The following is a 10,968-nucleotide window of genomic DNA, read 5'->3' as shown; positions in this document are numbered from 1 at the left end:
TGCTCGACTATTACGACGAGAACGGCCGCTCGAGCCGAAAATTCCTTGTGCGCAAGCCCATCGCCATCGGCGAAACGCGCTCAGGCTTCGGCATGCGCCGCCATCCGATCCTCGGCTATTACAAGATGCACACGGGCGTCGACTGGGCCGCGCCGATCGGCACGCCGATTCTCGCCGCCGGCAATGGCACGATCATCAAGGCGCAATGGGATTCGGGCTATGGACGGCGCGTCGAAATCCAGCACGCCAACGGCTACATCACCACCTACAATCACATGTCGGGCTTCGCGCGCAGCGTGAAGGAAGGCATGCGGGTCAAGCAGGGCCAGGTGATCGGCTTCCTCGGCTCGACCGGATTGTCGACGGGACCGCACCTCCACTATGAGGTGATGGTCAATGGCCATTTCGTCGATCCGATGCGCGTCAAGCTGGCGCGCACGCGAGAGATCGAAGGCCGGCTTCTCGCAGAATTCAGGAAAGAGCGCGATCGCATTGATTCGCTGATGGCGAAGGCGCCGAACAACAGCGCCAAAGTGGCGACTCGTCAGGCCCGGTAAGCGACGATCTCCGGCGCTGCCGGCCCGCATCGCCTCTCTTAGGCCGCCTGGAGCCATTCATAGGCGGGAGCGAACTGGGCGGCGCGAATGACGCGGACAATATTCTCCATCGTCGCCATCGTCTGGCGATTGAGCGAGTCGCGCGGGAATTCAATGCGAAATTCGCGCTCGATCGCGAGCAGCAGGCGGATCGCCGTATAGGGCGTCATGCCCAATTCATAGAGATTGGCGCGCGGCGTCAGACGGCGCGCCGGAACGCAGATCTGGCCTTCCTGGTCGATCAGGCTTTGGATGGTCTCGAACATTTCGCTCTCCCTTGCCGCTTTGGAACTCAATGATCGAAAGCTACCCGGAGCCCGAGAAAATGTTCGTGCGCCGACACACATGGAGAACCGGCCCCGGCATTGTTGCCGGCATCAAATGATGCTATTTCTGTGCTTCTCAGTTAGGAGCACGCATGCGCACGACAATCGCGCTCGACGATGAACTCGTGGCCAAGGCTCAGGATTTCACCGGCCTTACCGAAAAATCCGCGCTGATCCGCGAAGCGCTCAAGGCGCTTATCGAGCGAGAAAGCGCCCAAAGGCTGGCGCGTCTCGGGGGTTCTGAACCACAACTTCAAGACATTCCCCGACGCCGATCGACCCCGAAGTGATTCTCGTCGACACATCGATATGGATTGACCACTTCCGCCAAACGAATTTTCGGCTCGCCGCTTTGCTGAACAACAGCGAAGCATTGACGCACAGTTTCGTCATCGGCGAGCTCGCGCTTGGCAATATGGCCAACAGAAACACCCTACTGTCGCTGTTGCGCAATCTTCCGAGGGCGCCTCTTGCCGGCGATGATGAAGTCCTGGATTTGATTGATCGGCGCTCGTTGCATGGCGCGGGCATCGGATATGTCGACGCCCATCTGATCGCAGCAACGCTGCTCGCCGCGCCGGCGTCGCTTTGGACAGGGGACAAACGACTGCAATCCGCCGCAGCGCGCATCGGAATTTCAGTTCTGTAGAACCACACGCCGGCGCACGTCGGCTGGCGTCCAGCCTTCCGCACGCAAGGCGCGCAGCGCCGTCGAGGCGACGCTCTTCGCAAGCTTCTCGCCCTTCTCGTCCAAGACGAGGCCGTGATGCCGATAATTTGGCGCAGGCAGGTCGAGCAGGCGTTGCAGCAGGCGATGCAGGCTCGTCGCCTCAAACAGATCCTTACCGCGCACCACGTCGGTCACGCCCTGCAGCGCGTCGTCGACGACGACGGCGATATGATAGCTCGCTGGCGTATCCTTGCGCGCGAGGACGACGTCGCCCCATTCCGCAGGATCTGCGGCAATCATCGTCTCCTGCGGGTCGTCGGCTATGCTTCCTCTCGTTGAAGGCGAATCCGCGCCGAACTCCCGCCACGCGAGTCCCTGTCCCGAAGGCCCCTGCCCCGCGAGCGTCGACGCCTGGCGCATGTCGAGCCGCAGCGCGACGCCGCCTTTGGCGAGGACCTCGCGCGCCGCACGGCGCGGTTTGCTGCGACATGTCCCCGGATAGAGCGGCGAGCCATCCGGGTCGCGCGGCCAGCCTTGCTTGCCAGCAGCAAGGCGCTCGATATCGGAACGCTTGCAGTCGCAGGCGTAAAGGAGCCCCCTCGCGTCCAGGCGCTCGAGCGCGCGGGCGTAGTCTACGAAATGCTCGGACTGGCGGCGGACCGGCCGCTCCCAATCGAGCCCGAGCCAGGCGAGATCTTCATAGATCGCCGCCTCGAATTCGGGGCGCGCGCGGCCCGTATCGATATCTTCGATGCGCAACAGCAAGCGCCCGCCGCATCGGCGCGCGAGATCGAAATTCAGAAGCGCCGAATAGGCGTGGCCAAGATGCAAATAGCCGTTCGGCGACGGCGCAAAGCGGAAAACGCGATGTTCCTTGGACGTCATCAGCCTACTGGGCGGGCGGCGTCTGACGCGCCGGCGGATCGACTGCAGGCCTCGAGCGCCAGTGGACGAGCGCCGAGGCTTGCTTCAAAATGGTTCGATTAAAGTCTTTAAGCCATCGGATTTAGGCATGCCAGATTTCGAATCTCTCGTTGACGACATCTACGAAGCCGCCGCCGATCCTGATTGCTGGCCGCGCATCATGCATGACATCGGCAAGGTTGCGGAAGCCGCCGGCGGCGTCCTCGTCGCCCGTCGGGCCGACGCATGGCTCGGCTGGCGCTGCTCAGGCGCCCTCGAAAAAGGAGCGGACGCCTTCTTCAGCAGCGGCGGTCTTCAGCGAAGCCAGGTGCTCGTCAAGCTTCTCGCCTTCAATCGCGCCGGCTTCGTCTCCGATCAGGAAGGCTTTGGCGAAGAGGAATATGCGGAGGAGCCGGTCATCAAGGAGTGGTGCGCGCCCAACGGCATTCATCATTGCGCGGCGACCGCGGTGCCGATGCTCAATGGCGATCTCGTGATGTTTCAGGTCAAGCGGCGAAAGGGAGAATCGCCTTTCGGCGCCGCGGAGCTGGACCGCCTCGATGCGCTGCGACCGCATCTCGCCCGCGCCGGTCTGCTCGCCGCCCGTTGGCGACTTGAGAGATTGCGATCGGCGACCGAGGCGCTTGCGACCCTCGGCATTCCGGCGGCGATACTGGACGTCGAAGGTCGCGTGCTTGCGGCCAACGGGCTGATCGAAGATCTCTCCTCACATCATGTCTGGATGCCGCGCGACCGGATCGCGCTCATCGAGCCCGCCGCCGACAAATTGTTGCGGGGCGCGATCGCCGATCTCGGCAACCCTGCCGCAACATCTGTGCGGTCCTTCCCCTCAAAAGGGACTGGCGAGCGACCGGTGGTGATGCATCTGATCCCCGTCACCGGCAATGCGCGCGATCTCTTTGGCGGCGGATTGGGCGTGCTGACGATCACGCATCTTACGCGGCCGGCGGCATTGGACGCGGCGCTGGTGCAAAGCCTCTTCGATCTAACGCCGACCGAGGCGCGCGTCGCAGGAAGCCTCGCCGAGGGACTGACGCTCGATCAGATCGCCGAGCGTCACAAGGTGAAGTTGAGCACTATTCGCAGCCAGGTGAAATCGGTGTTCGCGAAAACCGGCTCGAACAGGCAATCCCAGATTGTCGCGCTGCTGGCGGCGCAGCCAAAAATTTGGCGCCCGCCGCTCGAACTCGAACAGTCCCAGTTGTAAGGACAGGTCAGCGCCGCGCATCGGCGATCGCCAGAGCCGCAGCGAACGCTTCTTCAATATCGAGGTCGCTCGTGTCGAGCGTCACCGCGTCAGCGGCCGCCTTTAAGGGCGCGGCGCTGCGGGCGCTGTCTCGTGCGTCGCGCTTCCTGACGTCTTCGAGAATGACGGCGTAGTCCGCGTCTTCGCCGGCGCGCGCAAACTCCAGGGCGCGGCGGGTGGCGCGAGTCTCCGGCGCCGCGGTGACGAAAATCTTCACCTTCGCGTCGGGGCAGATCACCGTGCCGATGTCGCGACCGTCGAGCACGGCGCCTTCCGGCCGCGCCGCGAAGCCGCGCTGCATGTCGACGAGCGCCGCGCGCACCGCCGGCATGGCCGCGACGACGGACGCCGCCTCGCCCATGTCGCGGGCGCGCAGCCGCTTTTCGTCGAAGTCGGTGAGCGACAGGCTGCGCGCGGCGGCGACCGCCGCTTCGACGTCGTCGAGCCGCAGCCCCTCCTCCAGCAGCGCGCAGGCCGTGGCGCGGTAGAGCAAGCCCGTGTCGAGATGCGGCAGGCCGTAATGCGCCGCAAGACGTCGCGCCAGCGTGCCCTTCCCCGACGCCGCAGGGCCGTCGATCGCGATGACGAAGCTCACGAGAAGCGCGCTCCGAGTCGCTCCATGAGCGGGCGAAACGCCGGAAAGCTCGTCGCGATCATCGTCTCGTCGTCGACCGTGACTTTGTTTTCGGCAGCGAGCCCCATGACGAGGAAGCTCATGGCGATGCGATGATCGAGATGCGTCTCGACCATGCCGCCGCCGCCGACCCTGCCGCCGCGCACGATCAAGTCGTCCTCGACGATCTCGCAGTCGACGCCATTGGCTTTAAGCCCGGCGGCGACCGCCTCGAGCCGATCCGATTCCTTCACCCGCAATTCGGAAAGCCCGCGCATCCGCGTTTCGCCCTTGGCAAAAGACGCCGCGACGGCGAGGATCGGATATTCATCGATCATCGATGGCGCCCGTTCCGCCGGCACATCGACGCCCTTAAGATGCGAGAAGCGCGCGCGCATGTCGGCGACCTCTTCGCCGCCCTCCTCGCGCCTGTTCTCCAACGCGATATCGGCGCCCATTTCCTGCAGCGTCGTCAACAGACCGCTGCGCAGCGGATTGGTCATGACGCCTTCGATGACAATATCGGAGCCCTCGACGATCAGCGCGGCGACGAGCGGAAATGCGGCGGATGACGGATCGGCGGGAACCCGCACCTCGCGCGCGACCATTTCCGGGCGACCTTCAAGCGTAATCTTGCGGCCATGCGGGCCGTAAGGCTCGCTCACGACCGTCGCGCCAAAATGCGCGAGCATTTTTTCGGTGTGGTCGCGCGAAGCCTCAGCCTCGATCACCGTCGTCTGCCCCGGCGAATTCAGCCCGCAGAGCAGCACCGCGGATTTGATCTGCGCCGAGGCGACGGGCGTCTTATATTCGACCGGCAAGGGCTCGCTCGATCCTTGCAGCACAAGCGGCAGGCGGCCGCCCTCGGCCTGCTCCAGAACCAGCGCGCCCTGCAGCGCCAAAGGATCGAGGATGCGCTTCATCGGGCGTTTGCGCAGCGAGGCGTCGCCATCGAAGCGCGCGAGGATCGGGTGGCCGGCGACGACGCCCATCATCAGCCGCGAGCCAGTGCCGGCATTGCCAAAATCGAGGGTCTCGGTCGGCTGCAGCAGCGAGCCGAGCCCGGCGCCCCAGACGCTCCAGCGCCCGTCCGCATGGCGCAGGATCTTCGCGCCAAGCTGGCGGCAGGCCTGCGCGGTGCGCAGCACGTCCTCGCCTTCGAGCAGCCCTTCGATCTTCGTCTCGCCGATGGCGAGCAGGCCGAAGATCAGCGCGCGATGGGAGACGGACTTATCGCCGGGCGGGCGCACGCGGCCTGAAAGCGGCCCGGATCTATGGGCGCTGAGCGGCGCGGCGGGAGCGTGAGCATGGGCGGCGTGCGGCATCGTCACTTTCGGTCGGGCGCGATTCAATCGCCATCCGCTTCGCACTTTTGGCGACGATGCTCAACCGCGGCGGCCGGCGGCGGCGGGCTGATTTCGCATGGTTGGGGGAGATTGGAGCGGGCGATGGGAATCGAACCCACGACATTCAGCTTGGGAAGCTGACGTTCTACCTCTGAACTACGCCCGCGCGCTCCCTTGTGTAACGCGGGAAGCCGCCCGTTTCAACGGAGCAACCGAGCGCTCCACCCCACCCCGCGCCTTCGGCGCGACCCTCCCCCTCGAGGGGAGGGTCGATGACCGTGCGCCGCACACACCCTCCCCTGGAGGGGGAGGGTCGGCGCATCGCGCCGGGGTGGGGTGAAATTAAGCTCACCGTCCGCTGTTGGGATTCCTCACCTCCCCCTTCTCCTTCTCGATCTCTTTCAGCTTCGCGCGGATCGGGCCATAGGGCCCGTATTTGTGCTGCTCTTCCGATAAGCCGTCCGCATAGGGGCCGTAAGGCGCGTCGATCGGCTTTTTCAATAGGTCGGGAAAATCCTTGTCTAACCCCGCGCGCTGCGGCCTCGGCTTCGAGATCATCAGCGCCGCGACGTCCCAAGCCTCTTCTGGCGAGAGCCGCGGATGCAGATAATCGACGCCGTCCGGCATGTTGGAATGAATAAAATTCGCCGCCGTGATCAGCCGCGCCATGCCGGCGCCGTCGTTGAAACTGTCCGAGCCCCAGAGCGGCGGAAAGGCGTAGCCGGCGCCCAGCCCCGGCAGGCTGTTCTGCACGCCGACGCCGTCGACGTTATGGCAGCTGAGGCAGCGCGCCTGGTAGATGTCGCGCCCGCGCGCGGGATCGGCGGCGCGGTCGAGCTCGGGCATGGCTCCGGCGCCGAGGCCCGAGAGCTTCTCGCCCTTGCGCACGCCGGACGACAGAAACTGAATATAGGCGAGAATAGCGCGCATCGGCGCGGATGACGCCGGCAGCGGGCGCCCGTTCATGCTGCGCGTCATGCAGGAATTGATGCGCTCCTGCAGCGTGATCTGCGCGCCGATGCGCGCGCTATAAGCGGGAAAATCCTCGGAGAGGCCAAAAATCGGCAGACCGAATTTCTTCACGCCGGCGTCGAGATGGCAATTGCCGCAGGCGAGATTGTTGCCGGCGAAGCGCTGCGCGGGGTCGGGCATGTCCGGCCCGATATGGGAATAAGTCGCGGTGATGAGATCGCGCCCGTGGCGGATCAGCCGGCTATGCGCGTCATAAGGCAGCGCGTCGACCTGCGGAACCGACCAGAACTTGGCGCTCGACGCGCCGATCTCTTCTCCGGCGACAGACGTCACGAACGAGAGCGCGAAAAGCGCGGCTCCAAGAGATGCCTTACGCATGAATTCGCTCCGCTTTGACATCCAAGTTCAGAAACCCGCTATTTGCTGGCCGTCGCCTCGGGAAATTTCCACTTGCCGTTCAGCGCTTCCGCGCGCGGCCTATAGAGGCGGACGGTGTAATTCCACCCCGGCATGATGCGCAGATAATTCGGCGCATTGGGATCGCCGCCGAAATGAATCGTGACTTTCCCCTCCTTGTCCTTGTGCGCGGTGACGTTGTTCACCGAGATCGCATTTTCCGGCGCCTCATAAAATCCTTTGGCGTTGTAGACGGTGACCGACCAGAAGCCCTCGACCGGCACGTCTCCGACGGTTAGCGTATACGGCGTCTTCCCATCGTTCTCTTTCGGGGTGACGCTCAGATAGAGCGCGTCCTGTTCGCGGTTGCCGCCCCAGCCTGCCGCTGTCGTGATGAGATGGCGCACCGGATCGACCTGCTTCTCGTCGCCGAAGGCGCGGCGGCTGTCGCCGACGAAGGGCGTGAGCGCCAGCAGCACGTCATGCAGCTTCTCGCGCTGGGCCTGATCCCAATCCGGCAGCTGGAGTTTGCCGGGGTTGGCCTGGATGACTTTGATCTCGTCCTGCGCCTTGTGGCCGGCGGCCATGTCGGCCGGATCATTCGGATCCATGAAGGTGCGAACGATGACCACGGCGTATCGCGTGCCGATCGTGTCGCGGGTGAGTTTGTAGCGGCCCGGCTTGTAGGCGACGAGCTTGATGTAATGATCCTCGTTGATGACGACGAGCGATTGATAGCGCTTGCCGACGTCAGGCAGAACGATCGTCACCGGCGAGGTCAGGTCGAATACGCCGCTGCTATAGGGCGTGTCGCGATTGAGGCGAATGACGGCTTGCTTGTCGACCGGCATCGGTCCGCGTTCGCTGCACAGCTTCGCGAAGCAGCCGGCGTCCGCCCTCGACTGCATGTAATAGTCGGTCTCCGCCCGCTTGAAATTATCGACCGTGACTCGCTCCGCGGCGAGCGCAGGCGCGCAGGCCAGAACGATCGCAACGAACAGCGACGCCATCGAAATCCGCATTCAAGACTCCTGCCTAAATGAAGCGGCCTTGCGATCAGTCCGCCATGAAATGTTTCGAGAGCTTGAGCCCCTGGCCCTGGTAGTTCGATACGCCGCTTTGGCCGTAAAGAGATTCAGGCGTTTCGGCCATGCGTTCATAGACGAGGCGGCCGATGAACTGGCCGTCTTCGAGGATGAAGGGCACTTCGCGCGAGCGCACTTCGAGAACGGCGCGGGCGCCCGGTTGGCCGTCGGGCCCGGCGCCGAATCCGGGGTCAAAGAAGCCCGCGTAATGCACCCGGAACTCGCCGATCGCCGCGTCCATCGGCGCCATTTCGGCGGCGAGATCGGGCGGAATGGCGAGGCGCTCGTGCGAGGCGAGGATATAGAAATCGCCAGGATCGAGGATCAGCCGGCCGTCACGCGCCGGCAAACGCTCCCAGTAGTCGTCGATCCGATAGGCGCCGATGCGATCGACGTCGATGACGTCGGTGTGCTTCTGCGCGCGATAGCCGATGATTCCCCCGAACGCATCCGCGTCGAGCGCAACCCGCAGCACGACGCCATCCCGCAAATTGAGCGGTCCGTCGACGAGCGGCGATGTGCGATGCAGTTCGGCGAGCGCCGCGTCGCCGAGCGTCCCGCCCTGCGAGTCGCTCTGCGCATGCGCGCGAAAACGCAGTTGGTTCAATCGCGTGCCGGTGCGAACGCGCACCGAAAAGCTGCGCGGCGACACTTCGGCGTAGAGCGGGCCGTGATAGCCGGGGGCGACCTCGTCGAAGCGGTCGCCGCGATCCGTGATCAGCCGCGTGAAAATATCGAGTCGCCCCGTCGAGCTTTTCGGATTGGCGGCGCCGAGGACAGCGTCTCCAAGCACCAAGCTTTCCAAAAGCGGCACGACATAGAAGCAGCCGCGCTCCAGCACGGCGCCGCCGCCTTCGAGCGACATCTCGTCATATTTGAGCGCGCAGAGGAGCTCGTCGACGCTGCGCCGCTTTCCCGGCAGAAAACTGGCGCGCACGCGATAGGCCTTGGGGCCGAGCCGCAGATCGAGACTGGCCGGCTGAATTTGCCCATGCGCCAAGGGCGCGGCGAGGCGGATCTGACCGGCGTCGGCCATCGCCTGAATCTGCCGGCTGGAAAGCACGCCGCCGCACTTCGCGGCCAGGGCGTTCACCGGCTCCATGCGTGCAAGCGCTGCCCGCCCGGCGCAATTATATCCCTCATTCGCATGACGCGGCCGAACTCCTGTTAGCTTAGGCTGCTCACACTTCTAAAGCAGGGCGAGCAATTTTTGCAGCGCCTATGTGCTTTTGAAAGGAGATTCCCCCTGCAAGGGATTGAAAGGCGTGCCTCTGGAGCACGCGTGCCCGCGACCCCGCGCGTTCCCAACGCTTAATGCTGCCTGCATTGATACCGCGCGAAGCGATTTGAATATTTTTTGGAGGTTAATATGCACGATTACGTAATGATGTGGAACTCCATCGCATTGGAGCTCAATCGCCGGGACCACACCGGCAAGATGAACGCCAAAAACAATAAGGGGCCCACGCTGAGTTCGCGGGCCCTCGCGATCTTCCATCTTGCAATACACGATGCGTTTTTCGGACGACAAAACGTGCAGTCCGTATTCAGCGGGATCGATGGGCTGAAGACGCCGACCATGACCTATCTACCGGCGGCGCTTATTGCATCCCTAACTCCCCCTGCTGGCGGCGCTTCGACGGAGGGAGCTGCCGTCTCGGGCGCCGCCTCAACCGCGCTGTTGGAGCTCTATCCGGATTTCAAAAGCATTGTTTATGAGGCGCTGAACGGTTTCGACTTCAATCCGGCGATGAGCGGAAGCCCGGCTTTCGAATTCGGCGTCAAGGTGGCGAAAGCGATCCTCGCTGACCGCGAGAACGACGGCGCCCGCGAACTCGGCGCCGTTCCAGAGATGGAGCGGTTCTGGCGCCATCGTGAAGACCCCTCTGATCCCGGACAAGGCTTGCTTGGCGCGGTCTACGGAACGACGAAGCTGTTTTCGGCCTCGGACATCCCCACTATCGCCGACCATCCGGTCCCCCGCTCCACAGCCTATGACGCGGCGCATGATCTCGTGCGCGACAAAGGCGTCAAAATCGGCGGCTCGCGCACGCCATACGAAACGCTGCTTGGCTATTATTGGGCCTATGACGGGGCGTCGCAGATCGGGACGCCGCCGCGGCAATACAATCAGGTTGTCCGCCAGATCATTGCGCAAAACGTCAATGGTCCCGCGCGGCCAGCCGCCTCCGCGCGCTTGCTGACGCTTGTCAATGTAGCGATGGCGGACGCGGGCATCGCCGCTTGGTATCACAAATATGTCTATCAGCTGTGGCGGCCCATCCTCGGCATTCGTGAATATGACAACAGCTTCTGGCAGGGTAAGGGCTATGAAGCGAACTCCTTCGGGCTGCATAAGAGATGCGACCCCTGGTGGACGCCGCTTGGTTCGCCACGCACAAATGAGCCAGGGCGTCGTAGCTTCACGCCCCCCTTCCCGGCTTATCCTTCGGGACATGCGACCTTCGGCGCCGCCGCCTTCGAGATCACGCGGCGCTTTTTTGGCGTCGCGTCCAACGCTCCCGACAATCTCGCCTTCAATCTCGTTTCCGACGAACTCGACGGACGCGCTGTCGCCGAGGACGGCTCCTTCCGCGAGCTACATCGGCGACACTATCCATCGTTGCTGCAGGCGATGTTCGACAATGCCGTCAGCCGGCTATTTCTCGGCGTTCATTGGCGCTTCGACGGCCTTGGCGATAATGTCGGAGATCGGGCATCCTGACAGACGTAAGCCATGTCGGCGGGGTGCCTCTCGGACGCAAGCTTGCAAATGACATTTATGATAGTGGCC

Annotated in this window: 12 protein-coding genes and 1 tRNA gene (1 of these 13 cut by a window edge); 5 read left to right on the top strand and 8 right to left on the bottom strand. The window is 63.7% G+C overall.

Annotation, left to right across the window (positions count from 1 at the left end; all coding sequences use genetic code 11):
• Positions 1-557, top strand: the end of a protein-coding gene (locus tag IYY11_RS09305) for a M23 family metallopeptidase (protein ID WP_196403603.1). The gene continues 1,459 nt to the left of window position 1, outside the view; only the last 557 of its 2,016 coding nucleotides appear in the window; the start codon falls outside the window, past its left edge; its stop codon occupies positions 555-557.
• Positions 558-595: 38 nt separating this feature from the next.
• Here IYY11_RS09305 and IYY11_RS09300 read toward each other — a convergent pair whose 3' ends face one another.
• The gene (locus tag IYY11_RS09300) at positions 596-862 is read right to left on the bottom strand and encodes a phosphopantetheine-binding protein (protein WP_196403602.1); all 267 of its coding nucleotides are present in this window, start codon (positions 860-862) and stop codon (positions 596-598) included.
• A 152-nt stretch (positions 863-1,014) separates the two neighbouring features.
• On the opposite strand from IYY11_RS09300, the gene IYY11_RS09295 reads away from it, so the two are divergent.
• Both IYY11_RS09295 and IYY11_RS09290 read left to right on the top strand, forming a co-directional pair.
• Entirely contained in the window at positions 1,015-1,212 is a 198-nt protein-coding gene (locus IYY11_RS09295) for a type II toxin-antitoxin system VapB family antitoxin (RefSeq protein WP_196403601.1), read from the top strand.
• Complete coding sequence (locus tag IYY11_RS09290) at positions 1,209-1,571, top strand: type II toxin-antitoxin system VapC family toxin (protein ID WP_196403600.1); 363 nt, start codon at positions 1,209-1,211, stop codon at positions 1,569-1,571. The genes IYY11_RS09295 and IYY11_RS09290 overlap by 4 nt, the downstream gene beginning before the upstream one ends.
• Here the strand turns inward: IYY11_RS09290 and gluQRS are convergent.
• Positions 1,560-2,477 carry a tRNA glutamyl-Q(34) synthetase GluQRS gene (gene gluQRS, locus IYY11_RS09285; RefSeq protein WP_196403599.1) on the bottom strand — a complete coding sequence of 306 codons (918 nt, stop codon included), beginning with the start codon at positions 2,475-2,477 and terminating at the stop codon, positions 1,560-1,562. The two genes, IYY11_RS09290 and gluQRS, sit on opposite strands and share 12 nt — an antisense overlap.
• Positions 2,478-2,604: 127 nt before the next feature.
• On the opposite strand from gluQRS, the gene IYY11_RS09280 reads away from it, so the two are divergent.
• Positions 2,605-3,723: a helix-turn-helix transcriptional regulator gene (locus IYY11_RS09280; protein WP_196403598.1), complete on the top strand. Its 1,119-nt coding sequence runs from the start codon at positions 2,605-2,607 to the stop codon at positions 3,721-3,723.
• 7 nt (positions 3,724-3,730) lie between these two features.
• Here the strand turns inward: IYY11_RS09280 and cmk are convergent, their stop codons facing one another.
• From cmk to IYY11_RS09250, 6 genes are all read right to left on the bottom strand, one after another.
• Positions 3,731-4,357, bottom strand: a complete 627-nt coding sequence (cmk, locus tag IYY11_RS09275; protein ID WP_196403597.1) for a (d)CMP kinase — start codon at positions 4,355-4,357, stop codon at positions 3,731-3,733.
• Positions 4,354-5,700 carry a 3-phosphoshikimate 1-carboxyvinyltransferase gene (gene aroA, locus IYY11_RS09270; RefSeq protein ID WP_196403596.1) on the bottom strand — a complete coding sequence of 449 codons (1,347 nt, stop codon included), beginning with the start codon at positions 5,698-5,700 and terminating at the stop codon, positions 4,354-4,356. The genes cmk and aroA overlap by 4 nt, the downstream gene beginning before the upstream one ends.
• A gap of 112 nt (positions 5,701-5,812) precedes the next feature.
• A tRNA-Gly gene (locus IYY11_RS09265) sits at positions 5,813-5,887 on the bottom strand.
• A 182-nt stretch (positions 5,888-6,069) separates the two neighbouring features.
• The gene (locus IYY11_RS09260) at positions 6,070-7,071 is read right to left on the bottom strand and encodes a c-type cytochrome (protein WP_196403595.1); all 1,002 of its coding nucleotides are present in this window, start codon (positions 7,069-7,071) and stop codon (positions 6,070-6,072) included.
• A 38-nt stretch (positions 7,072-7,109) separates the two neighbouring features.
• Positions 7,110-8,111, bottom strand: coding sequence for a DUF1214 domain-containing protein (locus IYY11_RS09255; protein ID WP_196403594.1), 1,002 nt, complete (start codon positions 8,109-8,111; stop codon positions 7,110-7,112).
• A gap of 34 nt (positions 8,112-8,145) precedes the next feature.
• Positions 8,146-9,276 carry a 2'-deoxycytidine 5'-triphosphate deaminase gene (locus IYY11_RS09250; RefSeq protein ID WP_196403593.1) on the bottom strand — a complete coding sequence of 377 codons (1,131 nt, stop codon included), beginning with the start codon at positions 9,274-9,276 and terminating at the stop codon, positions 8,146-8,148.
• A gap of 267 nt (positions 9,277-9,543) precedes the next feature.
• Here IYY11_RS09250 and IYY11_RS09245 point away from each other — a divergent pair, with 267 nt between their 5' ends.
• Entirely contained in the window at positions 9,544-10,899 is a 1,356-nt protein-coding gene (locus IYY11_RS09245) for a vanadium-dependent haloperoxidase (protein WP_196403592.1), read from the top strand.
• Positions 10,900-10,968: the final 69 nt, after the last annotated feature.

The sequence above is a fragment of the Methylocystis sp. H62 genome, from assembly GCF_015709515.1.
Lineage (GTDB): Bacteria > Pseudomonadota > Alphaproteobacteria > Rhizobiales > Beijerinckiaceae > Methylocystis.
Note: the sequence above shows the minus strand (reverse complement) of the source record. Positions and strands in the feature narration are given on the sequence as shown.